Raw genomic sequence first — 18,228 nt, forward strand, 5'->3', positions numbered from 1 at the left:
AAGCGCCGCAGGGGGTCCGCGCAGGCCGGCGGAGCGCCGGATCCGTTCGCACAACCCGTTCTCACGCAAACCAGGGACGGGCCCCCTTCTGAGAACTATGTTGTGAGAACATCCGGTTCATGACGGACCCTCAGGAACCTGCCCCGGCCGACGCGGCCGACGTCGAGCGCCACCCGTGCCCGCGGTGCGCGGCCGAGCCGGGCTCCCCGTGCCGGTCGCGCGGCGGCGCCGTCGCTGGGACCTACCACACCGGCCGGTTCACCAAGGTGCCCCGCCTTGCGAAGCTGCTGCGGGTCCAGACCCCGGCCGACCGCGGTCCCGGCCAGCCCTGGCGGCCCGGCACCCCGCCTCCGACCCCCCTCGACCCGGACACCCCGACCGCGGACATCCGCATCGGCTACGCCCGCTGCTCCACCCTCGGCCAGGAACTCGCCTCCCAGCTCGACGCCCTCGCCAAGCACGGCATCCCCCGGGAGAAGGTCTTCAGCGAGAAGATCAGCACCCGCATCCGGGTCCGCCCCCAGTTCGAGGCCGCGCTCGCCACCGCCCGCGAGGTCAAGGCGCACGCCCCGCACTGCCGCGTCATCTTCACCGTCTACGAGATGAAGCGGCTCGGCCGGGACGCCGCCGAACTCACGGCGCTCGCCGACCACCTCACCGCCCACGGCCTGGTCCTGGAGATGCTCGCCGGACCCCTGCCGGGGATGTATGACCCGAGCGGCCCCGGTCGGCTGCTGTTCGCGTTCTTCGCAGCGATGGCGGAGACCGAGCGGGAGAGCATCCGCGAGTCCACCCTCGAAGGCCTCGACACCACCGCCCGCAAGGGCAAGCACGGCGGCCGGCCCCCAGTCATCACCGACGACATGCTCCACACCGTGCTCCGCCGCCGCGCGGCCGGAGAGTCAGTCGAGCAGATCCAGCCCGACCTGTTCATCCCCACCGGCAAGCGCAAGGGACAGAACCCCTCCGCAGCCAGCATCTACCGGGCGCTCGCTGAGCACGCCAAGCGCGAGGCGTACCCCGAAGCAATCGAGGCTGCCCGCGCCGACTTCGCCGTCCTCCAGGACGCTGCCGACGTCCCGCGCCCCCGTCCAGCCCGCATCCTGACGACGGGGGCCGAGCAGTAACGAGCCTTTCGCCTACTTTGCACCGTGGGTCAGGGATAGGACACCGAGGCCGGGTATGGGGCGGGGAGAGCGCGGCGATCTGTCGGACGCGGAGTGGGATCGACTGCGGCCGTTCCTGCCGGTCAGCAACGGGCGGCGCAGACGGTGGCGCGATCACCGGCAGGTGAAGACCGGAAGGGATAAAAAAAACAAGCTCAGCTTGGCTGGAATGTCCGCATCATCAGTTCAGAGCTCAACTTCGCTATCGTCATCACCTGACGCTTCATCACATACCGCGCCGCGCGCTGTGGCCTCCCAGGACAAAGACAGGAACCCAACATGACTAGCACCCCAGTCCCCTTCAGTGACGGCTGTGTCAAGGTCGCCGACTGGCTCGCCTACCAAGCCGCCTTCGACATCCCCGCCGCAGTGGCCTTCAACCTCGACGCCGCAGTGGCCTTCACTGAGCCGGGCTGCCGGGGCGACAGCCAGCGGTTTCAGCCCGGCAGGTACAACCTGGCCAACCTCACCATCTCCAACGACTCCATCCGCTCAGTCACAGTCCCCAAGGGCTGGCGGGTCACGCTCTTCGAGCACGCGGACTTCTCCGGAGCACAAGCCATCATCGAAGCCGACACCGGCAACCTCGGTGGCGAGATCGACGGCCGCACCTCCTCTCTCATCGTCGAGAACACCCTCAGGTAACTCCCCCGAAGCACACGCAGGTGGGCTCCTGACCCCACGAACGGGGCCAGGAGCCACAATCCCGGGAGACTGGTCCGCACAAGATCACTCCGAGTGTCACTGGCAGCCGTGGTACCAGCCGGTAGAACCCCTCAGCGCCACGGCTCTACGTGACACTCGCATACGCCCGGTGCCGCTGGCGGTACGCCCGCGAGCGGCACTTCCCGCTGCAGTACAGGCGGTCCGAGCGGTAACCCGTGGCGAAGCCCTTGTAGACGAGGGTGTCGCACACCGGGCACCAGTACCGCTCCCAGCCGGGCCACTGCTCCTCCCGGGCGTCCATGGCAACGGTCATCTGGGCGAGGAGGCGGGGCCAGCGGCCACGCTCGCGGTACGCCTTCGAGCGGCAGGCCGCACTGCCGTAGAGCCGCCGCCGCGAGCACCCCCGGGGCAGCGGCTTGCGGCAGCAAGGAGCGGACGTCGAGGGTACGACGTCGTCCGTCCTCGTGGAGCGGATCTGAGCCAGGGCCGAGCAATGCGCCGCACGGCAGGTCGAATTCACGGCCACCGGGCGGCGCAACCGGCGATCTACGATCGTGACTACTCCGAGGCTCAAGGCATCAAGATCATCCCATGGCCCCCTTTGGACTCACCTCGGCGATACCCCACGTAAATCCGAGCGGATCAGGGCTCCAAGATCATCCCGTCGCCCCTTTGGCGCGTATCTCGGTCACACCCCCCTGAGGCCAACCTCAACCAGCAGGACCTGACCAGCCGAAGAGCAGCGATGCCTTCATCAGGTGGTCCCGTGATTACCCTCATGGCCCGCCGCATGAGGAAGCCCAGCGCTTTCCAGCACACCGAACTCCACCGAGGCGAGCTGGCTACCTGAGCGACCCCTCACTGCTTGTCATGATTGCGACGTGCCACAGGTTGGGCAGACCCCGCTCTCCTGGAAGCTGGGAGTGTTGATCCGCTCGTACATGTCCTGCAGATAGGCGAGGTCGGAGACCAAGAGGACCTCGATGACACCCGCATGGACGTTCGTCACCGTGCCCAAATTTGTGACCACCTGAGACAACAAGACCACGCCCAGGTATGCGGGGTTCTCCCGGACCCGCAGGTCCACCCCCGCGGTCAGCTCATCTCGGGCTGTGGCGGGCCGCATCTTGCCCTTGCGGTGACGGACACCTGCCCCATCGACATACCCATGGGGCAACTCAAACTCGAACTCCGTCGCAGACGTCATGGCTCCTCCATACTCGGTGATCACTTGCCGTGGACACTGCACCACGCAGGCCGACCCCAAACCTTGCTCACACGCCCCCGGATCGAGTGAACGTAACGGCCCCGATCGATCCCGGCCATCCCCGTCTCACGAGACATCCGAATCGCGAAGAACATCTCCATGCCCATGACGGCTGGACCACCCTCGCGGTCGGCACCTACTCCGGGGGCAAGAGCGTCCACCTCCACGGCGAGGACCACCTCCGCACGGAGGAGACGGACTACGCCTCCGAAGCCGAGGCCGTAGCCGACTTCCACCGCCGCCACACCGTTGCGGTCCGCCCCGGCCCGGCCCCTCTCACCGACGTCGAGCGCGACGCCTTGGCCGTCCTAGGCACAGCTCCGCCCTCCCCCACGCCGCCACCGGCACCTTTGGGCTTCGCAGCCGAGGAGACATCCCAGCTGGTGCCCGTGTACGCCAACGGTCCCGGCGACCACGAAACCCTCCTGAAGGACTTCTTCGCCGCCAACGGAGAATGGGAAAGATGGCGGCCGCACGACGAGACCACCATCGCCAGCCACGAGTCCCTCACCCTGCGCGTCGAGTTCCTCCACGAGGCCACGCACGGCGACAGCGCCTGGACGATCGCCGCCTACGAGTCACCCGTCGGCGAACGCCTCTGGCATGCCACCGCCACCCCGGCCACCCCCGCCGAAGTCATTCGCGCCCTCCTCAACAGCCTCAGCACCGAGGACTCCTGGGGCCGGGGATCCGGCGGCCCCGTCAAGGAGGAAGACCTCGCCCACGCGTCCCGCCCCCTGGGCGACGCGGGCTGGCCCTTGAAGGTCGGATCCCGGCTGATCGAGTGGACGGCGCCCACGACCGACGCGGCAGGCCTGCGCTTCGACACCCTCGTCAAGCAAGGAGACGTCCTGCCGGCCTGGACAATCTGGGGCGGCAACACGACCGAAAGCCCCTCATGGGCCATCCACCTCTCCGCATATGCCCCCACGGGCCTCATCCAGGACATCAGCTTCGAACTGGCTCACGGCTACAACCACCGCCAGCCCCCAATCGACGCTGTAGCCCCAGCCCGCCAGATCGCCCAGAAGCCGGTCGCGGCCTCACCCCCGGCCGCGACGCATCGGCCCCCTCCCAGACGCTGAACCGGCGAACCCTCCTCGGAGTGCGGTCTGGATGGCCAACACGCAGAGACGCGCCTCCACGCCACGACGCGACGGGGCATCGAGCTACTGTCTGAGTGAGACCCCGTCGAATCCCCCCCTCGACGGGGTCTCACCGCATGCCCGGGACAACCACAGCAGGGCCCTACCTCCTGGGCTCGCCCGCAAGGAGCCGCCCGCAAAAGCCCTGCAGCGGGGTCTGGCATCCAGCGGCCAAGCGGCGCTGACGGCTTCCTATAGCAGTGGATCCGCGAATTCCGAATTCCCAGATCCGCCGCATCATGGAAGGACACCGCCACCCCCTGTCCGCACCACGAGAGGCCGACGCCGCTGCCTGATCCACAACTCGATACCGCTGCCCGCCGAGCGGTCACGCCGCTTCGTAAGCCATCCGTAGGAGCGGCTCTACTCGGGGCAGATCGCGGTCCGTGCGCAGCCGGACTTCGAGGTCGCCCGTTCCGTGGTGGCCGATCTCGCTGACGTCCCGGGTGAATCCAGGGACCAGGTCGATCTCCTTCGATGACAGGCGAAGGGTCATGACGACCTCCTGCAGGTGTCCGTGGCTGACGCAGGCGAAGTTCCGCAGCGTCCGGTAGGCCCGGTACTGCTTGCGGTCGACGCGGCTCACGTCGTCACCGAGTCCCAGGATCAGCTCCTCCAGCGCGGCCCGCAGGTCCGAGACCCCGGTGTTGTCCACCGGCCTGTCTCCCTGAGCTGCCCTGCGCTGCCGACGGTCGCTTCGGACCGCTCCGTCGGCGACGACGGAGGCAACCGGCTCAAGGGCCAGGAGGTCGTTGCCGAAGTAGCTGTAGCGGACCAGGTCGATGCTGCGCCGGATCTCGCGCACGGCGTGCACGTCGTAGCGCGTGAAGTCCTCCGCAACGCAGATCAGCCTGGGCGCGCTCCACAGCACTTGGTCGGCGGCCGCTTCCCCGAGCCGGTCGCGGACCAGGTGCTGGAACTCCGCCTTGTGGTCGACGAGCCACGAGAGGTAGAAGAGGCCCTGCGTGATGACGCCGGCGTCCCGCCCACGCTTGTACTCGACGACGACGGGCGAACCGTTCTCGTCGATACCGAGCGAGTCGATCCTGCCCCCGTGCACCGGCCCCGTGCTGTACTCGCTCGCCAGGAACCGGACGCCGAGCAGGAGCTCCATGTTCCCCTCGACCACGTCCTGAAGATGGCGCTCCAGCTCCGCCGGCCTCGCGGTGATCTCCACCGCGCCCCCACCGCTCACATCGAACAGCCTCAGTCTAAGCACCCCCATGCATCGCTGTATCCAGAGGCCACAACAGCGGTGGAGAGCGAATTGTTTCCGCCTCGACCCGCCGGGACGTAAAGATCCTGTGAGAGGCTGAAAGCCGGAGTCGATCGCCCCACACGTACCCTTGTGGCACATGTGTGGCACAGCACCACACGACTCGTGTTCGGAAGCTGCGTTTTCGCAGGTCAGCCCCCGTAGCTCAGCGGATAGAGCAGGCGCCTTCTAAGCGCCTCCTCCACCAGGGCGCGTGCCTGGCCACGGAGTTCGACAGCTTGGCGCAGGCGAGCGGTCAGCTGGAGAGGTGAAGCCGATCAGCGGGCGGGTCACGCTTCTGACGGGACGTGTTCGATTGGGCTGCGCCAACCGCCGTTGATGTACGAATCGTCCTCGGCAAGGGCCCGGTACAGCGCGGCCATGGGTGTGTTGAGAGACTCACCCGCGCCCCTCGCGGCGGCATGATCAGCCAGTATCCGACTGATCCCGTGGCGGGGGAGGCCGCGGGCAGTCCATGTGGCCACAAGGTTGCTCACCGCGGATAGCTCCGACACCACCGCGTAGGTGAAGCGTGTGTCGAGTTCGAGGACCCTGAGGTGGGAGTTCAGCCGTGCGGCGAGAACCGGGGGCCATTCCGGGTGGGGGCTGACAGAGAACGCAGCCACTATGCCGCGGGTAGCGGTGGGCGGGAGGATTCGGGCCACCAGCCACGGGTGCTCGAAGAGGGTCTGGACGGGATAGTACGGGTGGAGGGTCTGCTCTTCCTCAGTGGCCGGGGCGTGCTCTCCCTTCTTCTTGTTGCAGTCACCGCACGCGGGGACGAGGTTCACCGGCACCACGGCGAGAAGCGGGTACTTCATCTTGGGGAGGTGGTGGTCGATCGTGGATACCGTGCCGATGGTGCACAGAGGGCAGAAGGCCGACCTCGCCTTGATCGCGTCGTAGGTCGTGCGGCCGGGCCCCCTCGTGTCGACGAGGCGCCCTTCGTAGACCTTCGCCAGCCGCTCACGGTCGGCCTTGTTCGCGGGCTGCTCGTTGAGGTGGCCAAGCGTGTGGAGTGCCTGCTTCTGGGCGGCAGCCTCGAACTGGTCGGCGGCGTCGACGACGTCGTCCTCGGCCGCGGCCAGCTTGGCGAAGGTGGCAGGCCGGGTGTTGGTGATGCAGGTGATGTAGACGTCTCGGGAGTTCTGCGGAGGCGGCGTGAGGCTACGGCGCATCTCTGGGCCCTTCATGGCGGGTCTCTCCGTCGCGGACGGCGATCAGTGCGCTGAGGGCGACGCGTGCCTCGCTGCCCATCCGGTGGTTGTACCGAGCGAGGACCTGGTCGTAGGTCATTTCCTGGTTGACGAGGGTTCGCAGGTCTTTCAGGAAGCCGGATTCGGTGACTTCGAGAGTGAAGACCTCGTGGGTGAGGACACCCACGTTCTCGCCCCAGGTCTCGATTCCCGGGGGCCTGGCGCGGAGGTGGTCGCCGTGGCGCTGGAGCTTCCACACACAGCGGGCGGGGAGTTCCTGGGTGACCACCGGTGAGTGGGTGGCGACGATGGCGAGTCCGTTGCGGTCGGCCAGCAGGGCAGAGACGGTGCGCATGAACGCGGCCAGCAGCGGGGGGTGGAGGTGGGTTTCGGGTTCGTCGATGATGACGAGAGTGCGCTCGTCGACGTTCTCGATCAGCCGGGTGACGGTGAGTATGACGATCCTGTGGCCGGCGGAGAGCTTTCCGAACAGGGCTCTGGCTTTGCGGATCTGGCCGGCGACGGTGGGGGTGCTTTCAAAGGCGTCGAGCCAGCCGTCTTCCAGGAGGCCACCGCCGTTGTAGTCGAGGGTCCGCATGGCGTCGATCCACCGAGGGGTGCGTTCACGGGTCATGCAGGCACGCACGGCGTTGGTGAAGTCCCGACGCAGCTGGTTGGGGGTCTTGAAGCGGGGCGGCGCGGAGCCCGGGACATGGAGGCCGACATAGGAGGTGTCGAACATGGCGTCGCCGTGGAGAAGGGGGAAGCCATCGAAGGCACTGAAGGAGACCATCACCAGGTTCGCGAAGGACCGCCCCTGCCGGCCCTCCTCGGTAACGAGGCCGAACCTGGCGGGATCCGGCTCGTCGGCGGCCACGGCCCGTGCCAGACGGGACAGCACGAACGACTTCCCTACGCCGTTGCGTCCGGTCAGCGCGTGAATGTTCGTGGGCGGTTGCGAGCCGGGAACGGCCGCGAACGTGAACCGTGGCGGGTTGGTGCCGTCGCGGCCAGGAGGGGTGTAGCCGATGCCGAAGGACTGCCTGCGGGCGCCTCCGCCGGCCAGCCGGCGCATCTGCCCGCGTACCGTTGCCAATTTCACGTACCGCAGGAGCGAGTCACGGGTGACGTCGTATTCCAGCGCGGTGGTCAAGACGGCTTCATCGCTCGCCATGTCACGCAGCGCCCGAAGTACCTCAGCCCGCTCCCGATCGGGAAGGTGCCGCAGGTTCTCGTAGTAGGAGACGTCCTGCCCGACAGAGAAGAAATCGTCGTCCAAGCGCACGAACCGGTCTGGCACGGGCGGCATGCGGCGCCCTCGGGGATCCATTGCCGCGTGCGCGATCCTCACCGCACCGACCGGCTCCTCCAGCCGCGCCAGGTGCAGGACGTATCCGGTGCGGTGGCCATCAGGAGAGCGGACGTCGGGCACCAGCACCCCGTCGAACCCCTCCTCCCACAGGGCCGCGAGCCCCTGCGCTTCCGCCCCGCGAGGCCCCACCACAAACCGCACCCTCTGCCCCTCCCCATGTCTTGACAGCCGATCCTAGCCACAGGCGGGAAGGCCACGCCCTCGCCCCTCAAGTCCTTGGGAGATAACTGCCTGCCGTTACAGGGCCCGCCCTGGCCCAGGGCGAAGACGCACTCTCGTCACAGCTGCCGCGCCGCATGCGGGAACTGCGGAGCAAGGAGATCGACAGCCTCGTCCCAGCGAAATCGGTCAGCACCCCCGCCGGACTTCGGGCGGTGCGGCTCGTAGCTGCCGAACACAGCACCCATCTCACGCAGCTGGTCAACGCTACGCCGATACGCGAGGTGAGCAGCGAGGGCAGTGTTGACATAGGGCAGAACCACAGTGGGAATGCCCATACCAAGCGCCTCGCACAGAATGCCGAGAGCAAGGTTGTCCGCGAAGCCGGCAGCCCATTTATTGACCGTGTTGAAGGTGGCTGGTGCGACGGTGATGGCGTCGGCCCTCGGGTACGACCGCGCGTCGCCGGATGAGCGCCAGACGGAACGGATCGGATAACCAATCTGTTCCTCGATCGCCTGGCAGTCGAGGAAGTCGATGGCCTGCGGGGTGGAGATGACCCCGACTTCCCAGCCCCGCTCTTGTGCGGCAGTGATGAGTATGCCGACATCGCCGGCGATCCCCGCAGCGCAGACGACGACGTACAGGACAGGCTTACGTTGCGGCTCGGTCACGCGGGTACTCCCAGTCGACGGCTCGAGCGGTCGAGTTATGGCAGGGTACGACAACGGCCTCGGGTGGCTATCTCGTGGGCCAGATCCCGGACCGCCGGCTCCCGACGCATCTGCGGCTCGCAGATGGGCCGATCAGCCGAGTACACCGTCCAAGTACGCCTCCACCAGTCCGAAGAGCCCGTGCGGTACGTACGCCGAGATCTGGCCGCGGGTGACCCACGCGATCTCCGCGACTTCCCGCTCCGCCGCGACGTGCGCCGTGCGCCGTGCCGCTGAGTACATCGCAGGCCGTGTAGGACATCAGTCGGCCGGTAGCGGGATGGACCCGCTCGCCGAGCAACTCACGCGTAATCACCCGCAGACCGGTCTCTTCCTGCGCCTCCCGGACAGCAGCAGCCTCGCGTGACTCCTCCGGCTCCACCTTGCCAGCAGGGAACTGCCAGGACAGTTGCCCCTCCGCGACGCGACGCCGCACCAACAGCAGCCGCCCCTTGTGCACCACAACAGCGGCGGCAACAGGTCGCTCAGACTCATTGGCCACAGAGACCACAGAGACCACGGCCTCCTCATTCAACCTAGACTCGCGCAGGGACGTCCGCGATCACCAGGTCGTACCGTTCCCTCTTCTTACGTCGCGTAGCCATCCCTACCGCCGGGATCACGGTCCCAGCCAGCGGCAATCCGCCGCCACAAGCTGCCTCCCCTGGGGGGAATCTGGGGGGAATGAGGCCTCACTGGGGGGCGGCTGGGGGGAATCGGCTGCATATACGGGCAGCAGGGTGAAAGACTCGGAAAGGTCCATCGCTGCAGGTCAGACCGCCTGTGCAGGCAATTTCCGCAGGTCAGCGGTGTGAGGGTGACGACTTCAAGAAGATCTCCTCCTGGGCCGCCATCCTGTTCGCACCCACCCTGGTCGGCACGATCTACGGCATGAACTTCGAGTCCATGCCGGAGCTGGGTTGGAGCTTCGGATATCCCCTTGCGATCTGCCTCATGGGGATGGTTTGCATCAGTTTGTACGTGATTTTCAAGCGGCGTGACTGGCTTTAGCCGCCCGCATCACGCTCAGTGATCCTTCGCCTGTGACCAGCTAATTTTGCGCGTCGGGAAGCTCTGGGGGGATCCGGGGGAAACGAATCGCGATCTGCGCCCTGCGCCCTGCGCCCGCCGCAACGAGCTCGGGGGCGTCCGGGTCGCGCAGCGGTCTTGTCGTCCGCCGCGTGCACCGAGGAGCGGGATGCGAGCCGGCAGCAGAGCCATGACTCCGAGCGGCGACAGACCGGCGCGACCGTGCCACCCGGATCGAGGGGGCTGCGGGCGGACCCGCCGGCACCGGTCCCGCCCTGCCACAACTCCGGCGGCGCCCACCGGGAAGGCGCGTTGCTGCGGGCCGGGCGGCGAGGGGCGATGATCGTGCTGAGGTCCGGATTGACGAGGGATGGGTGTGACGGTGGGTGCAGGTGCGGGGATCGATTCGGCGCAGGAAGCGGCCAACGATGAGCTGGTGCTCGCGTTCGGGCGGTTGCAGGGGGCCGCGGGGCGGCTGGAGTACCTGCTCGGTGCTGCGATCGAGGAGGAGTTCGGGATCAGTCACCTGATGTACGAGGTGCTGCTGATCGTGGGCCGGGCGGGCGGTCGGGGCATGTCGATGCGGGCGATCGCGCAGGAGCGGGTGCTGACCACGGGCGGGATGACCCGGCTGGTGGACCGGATGGAGGCGGCCGGTCTGGTGGTGCGCGCAGATGACCCCGCGGACCGCAGGGGCAAGCTGGTGCGGCTCACCGAGCGGGGCGAGGACCTCGTGGTGCGGGCCAGCCGGCTGCACGTGGAGAACATCCGCCGCCACTTCCTGGCTCCGCTGCCCGAGGAGGCACGGGAGCAGTTCATGGAGTGCCTGCGGATCCTGTCCCACTCGGCGCGGGACGCCCTGCCCCGCCTGCGGTAGGTGCGAAAGCCCCGAGATCGGGGGCTCTTCAGCACGCGGAATACCTGACGTCGCAGATACTGTTGAAGCAGGTACATCGCTTCGGTGTGGAGCGACCCCCTCTGCGAAGGCCTTCCCATGAAACTCGTCTACGTCTTCGACGCCTACTGCGGCTGGTCCTACGGTTTTGCCCCCACCCTGGCCGAGGTCACTCTGCGCCACCCCGAACTGTCCGTCGAGGTCGTGTCCGGCGGTCTGTTCACCGGGCCGCGGGCCGTGCCGATCCGCGAGTTCGGCTACGTCCAGGGCGCCAACGCCAAGATCAGCGAGCTGACCGGTGTCGTGTTCGGGGCCGGGTACGAGCGGCTGATAGCCGACGGCTCGTTCGTCATGGACTCCCTGGACGCCGCCCGAGGCGTGGCCGCGCTGCGGCAGGCGGCCCCGGAGCGGGCGGTGGAACTGGCCATGGCCGTGCAGGCCGCGTTCTACCAGGACGGACTGAGCCTCTCCGACCCCGACACCTTCACCCGGATCGCCACGGCAGCCGGCCTCGACCCCGTAGAAGCCGGGGCCGCGCTCACCTCACCCGCCGCACGTCGCGCGGCCGAGGCCGACTTCCGGCGGGCGGCAGCCCTCGGCGCGAAGGCCTACCCGACCCTCCTGGCCCAGGACGGCGACCACACCGCGGTGCTCGCCGTCGGCCACGCCCATCCCGACACGGTCGACACCCTCCTGGAGCAGTTCGGCTCCGCCCGCACCCGGTCGGCCGCGTCCGGCCGCTGAACCCTGGCCCGACACACCGGCACGGTCTGCTCCCACCCGCGTGTGGCGGGCGAACCTGAACCCCAGACGACCAGCAGCCCCCACCCCACACCCCGCACGCCGATCCCGGCAAAGGACATGATCATGAGCACTCTCGATTTCAAGGTCATCGACCTCGACTTCCCCGTCGGCTCGAAGAACAAGACCGCCACCCTCATCACCGGTGAGCACGACGCGTTCCTCATCGACACCGGATTCACCCGCGCCGACGGCCACCGGCTGGCCGCCGAGATCCTCGACTCCGGCAAGAACCTCACCAAGGTCTTCATCAGTCACGCAGACCCCGACTACTACTGGGGCGCCGAAGTCATCGCCGACGCCTTCCCCAACGCCGCGATCCTCGCGACACCGCTGGTGATCGAGCACATCAAGGCCGCGTACGAGGGCAAGCTCAAGGCCTGGGAGCCCGTCGGCGCCAACCGCCCCACCCGCCTGGTCGACATGGCCGAGCTGACCGGTGACCTCACCTTCGAAGGTCACGTCTTCCAGCTCAAGGGCGGCCACCCGGGGCTGCCCGACCGCCACTACCTGTGGCAGGCCGAACACCGGGCGATCGTCGCCGGCGTCCTGCTCTTCCAGAACGAACACGTCTGGGTCGCCGACACCGGCAAGCCCCAGGACCGCGCCGTATGGATCGAGCTGCTGGACGAGATGACGGCCTTGAACCCGGCCTTCGCCGTCCCCGGCCACCGCCTGCCCACCACCACCCTCGACGCGAGCCCGATCGCCTACACCCGGGACTACCTCACCGCCTTCGAGGCCGAACTGGACAAGGCCGACAGCGGCGAGGCCCTGACCAGTGCGCTGGTCGCCCGCTACCCGGAAGCGGGAATGCTCATCGCGGCCCAGCTCGGCGCCAAGGTCGCCAAGGGCGAAATGACCTGGGGCTGACCCACCCCGACCACAGGCCGGTCTGCCACCTACCGCCTGAGCCCCATCACCAGGCCCGGCCTCATCCCAGAAAGCTCATCATCATGAGTGAGACGACCGACTTCCACGCCCCCGCGACCCCCGCCGACGTGGTGCGTCGCCAGTACATCGCTTCCGCCAACGGCGACCTCGAAGCCCTTCGGGCCACCCTGGCCGACGACGTTGAATGGACCGAGATGGCGGGCTTCCCCCTGGCCGGCACCTACCGCACCCCGGGCGGTGTCACCTCTGCCGTCATGGAACAGCTGGCAAAGGACTGGGACAGCTGGACCGCCCACGACGACACCTACGTCGTCGACGGCGAGAACGTCGTCGTCCTCGCCCGCTACACCGCCACCAACAAGGCCACCGGCAAGGACATCGACGTCCGCGTCGCCCACCACTTCATCGTCCGCGGCGGCCGCATCGTCCGCTTCGAACAATTCGTGGACACCGCCAAAGTCCGCGATGCCATGAAGGCCTGACACGATCACACGGTCTGCGACAGCTCGCTCCTGCCCGTCACCTGCCGGGAGGTACCGAGTCAGGTCCGGCCGGCGTCTCTCTGACGAGGGGCGCCGGCCGGTCCGTATGACTGCCGTACCGCTTCATGCCGCACAAACAGGTGGGCTCCTCGCTTTGCCCAGCACCTAGCGGACGGTGAAGCGGGTCTGGATCACCTTGCCGTTGGCCAGGACCTCGGAGGCCATGATCGAGGTGGTGGCCGGGTCCTTCACGGTGAAGTTCAGTGCGAACGTGCCGTCCAGCCCGATCATCCGGGTGACACAGGCGTCCGAGGTCTTCGACCCGTCCGCCTTCCGGCCCGATACCGCGACGGTCGCCACCGGGGCGAAGCTGCGCCCGGTGACCTGCACGATGGTGCCCGCGGGGCCGCTGTCGGGTGACAGGGCGTACGAGGGGGCGGGCGGCGGCGGGGTGCCGCCGACGGCGAAGCGGGCCAATGCCTTCTTCCCGTTGACGAGCCACTCGCGTGCCTGGAGGGCGACGGTGGCCGGGTCGTTGACGGTGAAGGTCTGGGAGAAGCTGCCGTCGAGGCCGACCACCTTGGTCTTGTAGCCGTCCGAGCTCTTCGAGCCGTCCGCCTTCATCCCGTCGATCTGGACGGTGCTGACCGGGGCGAAGCCCTGGCCCACGACGGTCACCTTCGTACCGGTCGGCCCGGTGGACGGGGAGAGGGTGATGAAGGTCTTCGCCACCGTGAGCGGGGCGGTGACGTGCAGCCCGCCGGAGCTGATCTGGACCTGGTAGGCCCCTTCGCCCGCCGATGTGGCGAGGGTGACCGTACCGGACAGGGCTCCGGAGGCGCTGACGCCCAGGTTCGTCGCCGAGAGCTTCGCCGGATCGCAGCCGGAACCGTCCGCCGCGCACAGGGCCGCCGAGGCGGCGGCGCCCGCGGGCCAGCCGGTGCCCGAGAGGGAGACCGTGGCGCCCGGTTTCACCGTGGCCGCGCCCGTGGCGAGGGTGACGGGGTTGGTGGTGACGGTGAAGGGGACGTTGGTCGCGGTGCCCTCCACGGCCCCCTCATCGGTGTGGATGAAGGCGATGGCCGGGTCACTGATGGTGAACTCGGTGGTGAAGGTGCCGTCCGTGGTGGTGCTCGGATAGACGGCCGTGTCGTCGAGTGTGTTACCCGCGGCGTCCAGCGCGACCACGTTGAGCTGCTGGTCCTGGTGGTAGTTCTTCCCCGACACCGTGATCACGGAGCCGACCGGACCGTGATCGGGACTCGGGGTCAGCTCGTACGGGCCCGCCGGGACGTACGCCTTCACCTGGAGCGGAGCCTTCGCCTGCTTCGTACCGTCGCTCACCTGGACCGAGTACGAACCATCGGCGAGCGTCCAGGAACTGGCGAGGGCGATGCTGCCGCTCAGGCCGCCCGAGGCGTCGATGGCCAGGGTGCTCGACGCGATCATGGCCGCGTCGCAGTTGCCGCCCGTCGCGTCGCACAGGGTCGGGGTCGCGGTGGCGCCAGGGGTCCAGCCGCCGCCGGCCAGCGGTACGGACGTGCTCGGCTTCACCGAACCGGTCGGAGCCGACACCGTCGCCTCCGCGTTCCCGCCGCCCTGGGCCGTCACCGTCGCCACGGTCCCGCCGCCGGCGGTCACGTCGCAAGGTGTCTGGTAGGTGCCGCCGAAAACCACGGTGGTGGTGCGGGTCCGCAGCGGGGTCAGGTTGACCGCACCGGACGCGGTGGCGGGAAGGAAGAAGTCTCCCTCGAACGGCGGCAGGACGACGGCCTGGCCGCTGGTGTAGTCGAGGTTGACCGTCGGCCCCTGGATGGTGACGGTGCCCGTGGCCCCGCCGGACAGCGCGAGGTCGATCGCCGGAGTGGTCGGGATGTTGCTGAGGTTGGTGGTGCTCTTCGCCGGGCTGACGCCGAGGGTGATCTTGGCGTGGACCTTCCCGCCCGGCGGGGCGCTCGTGGTGGTCAGGTCGACGGTCATGCTCTGCGGACCGGTGGCCTCGCCCTGCCCGGCTGGCAGGGAGCAGTGCACGGTGGGGGTGACGGTGCCGGCCTGGGCCACGGGGGCCAGGGCGAGACCGCCCGCGGCCAGGATCAGGGCGATACCGCCCGTGGCCAGCGGCGTGCGCCGCAGCAGTCTTCGGTGCGAGAGCATCCGATCTCCCTTTGTCGGTGGGGGTGTGGGGTGGTGCGGGTGTGGGGGTGGTGTGGGGGTGGTGCGGGCCGGGACCCCGCGCGGGCGGAGGCCCGGCCCGGTGGTGCGTGGTGCGGCGGGCCCGGTCGTGCGCGCACGGGGACCCGGCCCGGCTCAGGACAGCGAGAGCGTGAGCGTCGCCGCGTAGTTCCCGCCGGGGACGACCGCCGGGACGTGGAGCTTCAGCCCGGCGGAGGCGTCGAAGACGCCGCCGACCACGCTGCCGCCCGCCTGGACCTCGCAGAGTCCGGCCGGGGTGGCCCCGAGGGCTCCGGCCGCTCCGGCGCTCGGGGTGCCGATCGCGTCGGCGTGCGCCGAGCAGGACGGGGTCCAGCTCACGGCACCGGCCGGGATCACGGCCGTACCGCCGCCGGCGGCGGTGAAGTCGCTGAGCGTGCCGGTCAGCGACCAGCCGGCGGTGCCACCCCTGGCGTCCGATACCTGGATCGGGTTGAGGGCGCCGGGGACGTCGTGGCTCGACCCGTCCAGTTGGATGGTCCCGAAGTTCACTTCCCCGCCGGCCTGGCTCATCGAGAGCGGGCCGGGCGTGACGGAGAAGGTGAACTTCTGCGTGCCGGTGCCGCCTCCGCCCGGTTCGCCGCCGGTGGTGACGGTGAAGGGGACCTTGGTGTCGGTGCCTTCCACGCCGCCCTCGTCGGTGTGGATGAAGGCGATGGCCGGGTCACTGATGGTGAACTCGGTGGTGAAGGTGCCGTCGGTGGTCGTGTTCGGATAGACGGCGGTGTCGTCGAGCGTGTTGCCGTCGGCGTCCAGCGCGACCACGTTGAGCTGCTGGTCCTGGTGGTAGTTCTTGCCGGACACCGTGATGACCGTGCCCACGGCGGCCCGGTCCGGGTAGGCCCTCAGCTCGTACGGGCCGGCGGGGACGTACGCCTTCACCTGGAGCGGAGCCTTCGCCTGCTTCGTACCGTCGCTCACCTGGACCGAGTACGAACCGTCGGCGATCGTCCAGGAGTCGGCGAGGGTGATACTGCCGCCGAGTGCGCCCGCGGCGTCGATGCTCAGCGAACTGCCGGTCAGCTTCGTCGCGTCGCATCCGCCTCCGCCCGCGTCGCACAGGGTCGGGGTCGCGGTGGCGCCCGGGGTCCAGCCGCCGCCCGACAGGGTCACGGACGTGCTCGGCTTCACCGGACCGGCCGGCACCGACACCGTCGCCTCCGTGCCACCGCCGCCCTGCGCGGTGACCGTGGCGACCACGCCTCCGCCGCTGACGACCTCGCAGGGCGTGTTGTAGTTGCCGCCGAAGACCACGGTGGCCGTGTTCATCTTGACGGGGGTGAACTGGATCGGCCCGGAGGCGTTCGCCGGGACGAAGAAGTCGCCCTCGTAGGGCGGGATCACGATCGGGTCGGGCGCCGCCGGGACGTCCACCGGAACCGTCGGCCCCTGCACGGTCACCTTGCCGGTGGCCCCGCCCGACATCACGAGATCGATCGAGGGGGTGGACGGCACGTCGTCGAGCTTGAACGGGCTGGTCGCAGGGCCGGCCCCGAGAGTGATCTTGGCGTGCACCTTGCCGCCGGGCCGCACCGTGGCCGGAGTGAGGTCGACGGTGATGTCCTGGGGGCCGGAGGGATCGCCCTGGCCGGCGGGAAGGACGCAGTGCACGGTGGGGTGAATCGTTCCCGCCTGCGCCGTGGGCGCCAGCACCGCGCCCGCCAGAGCCAGGGCGGTGGTCACACCTCCCGCTAACAGCGCCGATCTCCGGGCCACCGGACTTCGCTGAAAGAACACCTGATCTCCTCATTCCCGAGTAGGAGTTCCGGCCTGCTCGTGGATGAGCCGGCCGGCGGTCCGAGCGGCCGGCTGCGAGCGGTTTCCCTTTCGGTCCTTTTCCGGCATCCATCACACGGAATGCCTACGGTGCGCCGAAATGGACAAGGAAATACCCGAGGGTGGAAGCGGGGGCTCTGTAACGCCCACTCCCTTTTTGATACAGCCCACCCGGGCCGCTGTCCGACCTGATCAAAACGCATACGATCCGGGGTGGCCGGTGCATGCCCGGGCCACTCGGAGCGACAGCGTTGCGCAGTGCGGCGGAGAAGGGAATAGGCAAGTTGACGGTACGTCAGATGGAACTTTACGGGCCCACCCGCAAAGTCAACCGGGGAGCGCCGAGTCACCTGGGCTTTACACCGACGACTCGCCTCCGTAATCGAAAAGAATTCAACGAAAAGCCTTGACCGCCACCCGAAAGCGCGGCTTCACTGCAATTCGGGATGCTGGATCCAGCCACACCCGGGGTGCCGACGAACCGGGCGCCACCGAGCCTCCGGACATCGCCTCTCCCGGGAATTCCCGTCACCAAGCGGCACGCCTTCGATTCGGTGTGCCCGCGTTCCTGCGCCACCCCTCATGTCCGTCAGGTCCACGAAGGGAGCACCACCATGTCCCGCCTCAAGATCGTCACCATCGCAGCCGTCGGCGCGGCCGCCTTAACGGCCTCGGTCGCCCTGTCGACCAGCGCCTACGCCGTAGCCCCGGCCACCACGACCGCCACCTTCAACTGCGCCACCTGGGGAAGCGGCAGCGTGACCCTCACCGCCACCGACTCGGGCGGCGTCAAGAAGATCAAGCTCGCCTCGACCGCGATCAAGGTCCCCGCGGGCACGGCCCCGATCGGGGCCAACACCATCGCCACCGTCATCAAGGTCACGAAGAACGGCGTCGCCGGAACCACGCAGTTCTCCGGCACCATCAACCCGCCCATGGTCGCCGGAGGTTCGGTCACGGTCGGCCCGCTCCCGCTCACCACGGGCACGTTGACCACGGGCAACAAGACCAACGTCGCGCCGCTGGCCGGGGCCCCGGGCGCGGCCAACTTCACGGTCTCGATCACCCCGCCGGGCGTTCCCAGCATCTACTGCACCGCGACCAGCGCGCAGGCGTCGGACTTCACCTGGTAGCCCCGGGCAGCACCTGAGAACACCCGGCCACAAGGGTCAGAGGGTGGCTGGTCGGAACTCTCGGCCCG

General features: G+C 68.6%; 16 protein-coding genes and 2 pseudogenes. 9 read left to right on the forward strand and 9 right to left on the reverse strand.

What is annotated here, in order from left to right:
* Nucleotides 1-119 precede the first annotated feature (119 nt).
* Complete coding sequence (locus OG730_RS08695; protein ID WP_327303680.1) at nucleotides 120-1,127, forward strand: recombinase family protein; 1,008 nt, start codon at nucleotides 120-122, stop codon at nucleotides 1,125-1,127.
* Between the two features lie 318 nt (nucleotides 1,128-1,445).
* Complete coding sequence (locus OG730_RS08700) at nucleotides 1,446-1,811, forward strand: hypothetical protein (protein WP_327303681.1); 366 nt, start codon at nucleotides 1,446-1,448, stop codon at nucleotides 1,809-1,811.
* A 145-nt stretch (nucleotides 1,812-1,956) separates the two neighbouring features.
* On the opposite strand, the gene OG730_RS08705 is transcribed toward OG730_RS08700, so the two are convergent.
* Nucleotides 1,957-2,145, reverse strand: coding sequence for a hypothetical protein (locus OG730_RS08705; protein WP_327303682.1), 189 nt, complete (start codon nucleotides 2,143-2,145; stop codon nucleotides 1,957-1,959).
* A gap of 555 nt (nucleotides 2,146-2,700) precedes the next feature.
* Nucleotides 2,701-3,084, reverse strand: a complete 384-nt coding sequence (locus OG730_RS08710) for a hypothetical protein (protein ID WP_442814863.1) — start codon at nucleotides 3,082-3,084, stop codon at nucleotides 2,701-2,703.
* Between the two features lie 41 nt (nucleotides 3,085-3,125).
* On the opposite strand from OG730_RS08710, the gene OG730_RS08715 reads away from it, so the two are divergent.
* Nucleotides 3,126-4,184 (forward strand): SPDY domain-containing protein, encoded by a 1,059-nt coding sequence (locus tag OG730_RS08715; RefSeq protein WP_327303683.1) that lies wholly within the window; start codon nucleotides 3,126-3,128, stop codon nucleotides 4,182-4,184.
* 388 nt (nucleotides 4,185-4,572) lie between these two features.
* Here OG730_RS08715 and OG730_RS08720 read toward each other — a convergent pair whose 3' ends face one another.
* From OG730_RS08720 to OG730_RS08740, 5 genes and pseudogenes are all read right to left on the reverse strand, one after another.
* The gene (locus OG730_RS08720) at nucleotides 4,573-5,469 is read right to left on the reverse strand and encodes a DUF5655 domain-containing protein (protein WP_327303684.1); all 897 of its coding nucleotides are present in this window, start codon (nucleotides 5,467-5,469) and stop codon (nucleotides 4,573-4,575) included.
* A 320-nt stretch (nucleotides 5,470-5,789) separates the two neighbouring features.
* A complete protein-coding gene (locus tag OG730_RS08725) occupies nucleotides 5,790-6,692 on the reverse strand; it encodes an HNH endonuclease signature motif containing protein (RefSeq protein ID WP_327303685.1) in 903 nt (300 codons plus the stop codon).
* Nucleotides 6,667-8,199, reverse strand: coding sequence for an AAA family ATPase (locus OG730_RS08730; RefSeq protein WP_327303686.1), 1,533 nt, complete (start codon nucleotides 8,197-8,199; stop codon nucleotides 6,667-6,669). The genes OG730_RS08725 and OG730_RS08730 overlap by 26 nt, the downstream gene beginning before the upstream one ends.
* Nucleotides 8,200-8,345: 146 nt before the next feature.
* Entirely contained in the window at nucleotides 8,346-8,900 is a 555-nt protein-coding gene (locus OG730_RS08735) for a flavoprotein (RefSeq protein WP_327303687.1), read from the reverse strand.
* Nucleotides 8,901-9,032: 132 nt separating this feature from the next.
* Nucleotides 9,033-9,378: pseudogene (locus OG730_RS08740) on the reverse strand (NUDIX hydrolase).
* A gap of 386 nt (nucleotides 9,379-9,764) precedes the next feature.
* On the opposite strand from OG730_RS08740, the pseudogene OG730_RS08745 reads away from it, so the two are divergent.
* From OG730_RS08745 to OG730_RS08765, 5 genes and pseudogenes are all read left to right on the forward strand, one after another.
* Nucleotides 9,765-9,950: pseudogene (locus tag OG730_RS08745) on the forward strand (CorA family divalent cation transporter); the annotation flags it as partial.
* 400 nt (nucleotides 9,951-10,350) lie between these two features.
* The gene (locus OG730_RS08750; RefSeq protein WP_327309198.1) at nucleotides 10,351-10,845 is read left to right on the forward strand and encodes a MarR family winged helix-turn-helix transcriptional regulator; all 495 of its coding nucleotides are present in this window, start codon (nucleotides 10,351-10,353) and stop codon (nucleotides 10,843-10,845) included.
* 117 nt (nucleotides 10,846-10,962) lie between these two features.
* Nucleotides 10,963-11,607 (forward strand): DsbA family protein, encoded by a 645-nt coding sequence (locus OG730_RS08755; protein ID WP_327303688.1) that lies wholly within the window; start codon nucleotides 10,963-10,965, stop codon nucleotides 11,605-11,607.
* 123 nt (nucleotides 11,608-11,730) lie between these two features.
* Nucleotides 11,731-12,537: an MBL fold metallo-hydrolase gene (locus tag OG730_RS08760; protein WP_327303689.1), complete on the forward strand. Its 807-nt coding sequence runs from the start codon at nucleotides 11,731-11,733 to the stop codon at nucleotides 12,535-12,537.
* Nucleotides 12,538-12,620: 83 nt separating this feature from the next.
* On the forward strand, nucleotides 12,621-13,040 hold the full coding sequence (locus tag OG730_RS08765; RefSeq protein ID WP_327303690.1) for a nuclear transport factor 2 family protein: 420 nt from the start codon (nucleotides 12,621-12,623) through the stop codon (nucleotides 13,038-13,040).
* Nucleotides 13,041-13,205: 165 nt separating this feature from the next.
* On the opposite strand, the gene OG730_RS08770 is transcribed toward OG730_RS08765, so the two are convergent.
* Together OG730_RS08770 and OG730_RS08775 are read right to left on the reverse strand one after the other, a co-directional pair.
* Nucleotides 13,206-15,194, reverse strand: coding sequence for a hypothetical protein (locus OG730_RS08770; RefSeq protein ID WP_327303691.1), 1,989 nt, complete (start codon nucleotides 15,192-15,194; stop codon nucleotides 13,206-13,208).
* Nucleotides 15,195-15,347: 153 nt separating this feature from the next.
* Nucleotides 15,348-16,934, reverse strand: coding sequence for a WxL domain-containing protein (locus OG730_RS08775; RefSeq protein WP_327303692.1), 1,587 nt, complete (start codon nucleotides 16,932-16,934; stop codon nucleotides 15,348-15,350).
* Nucleotides 16,935-17,641: 707 nt separating this feature from the next.
* On the opposite strand from OG730_RS08775, the gene OG730_RS08780 reads away from it, so the two are divergent.
* Nucleotides 17,642-18,160, forward strand: a complete 519-nt coding sequence (locus OG730_RS08780) for a hypothetical protein (RefSeq protein ID WP_327303693.1) — start codon at nucleotides 17,642-17,644, stop codon at nucleotides 18,158-18,160.
* Nucleotides 18,161-18,228: the final 68 nt, after the last annotated feature.

The organism is Streptomyces sp. NBC_01298 (assembly GCF_035978755.1).
Taxonomy (GTDB): domain Bacteria; phylum Actinomycetota; class Actinomycetes; order Streptomycetales; family Streptomycetaceae; genus Streptomyces.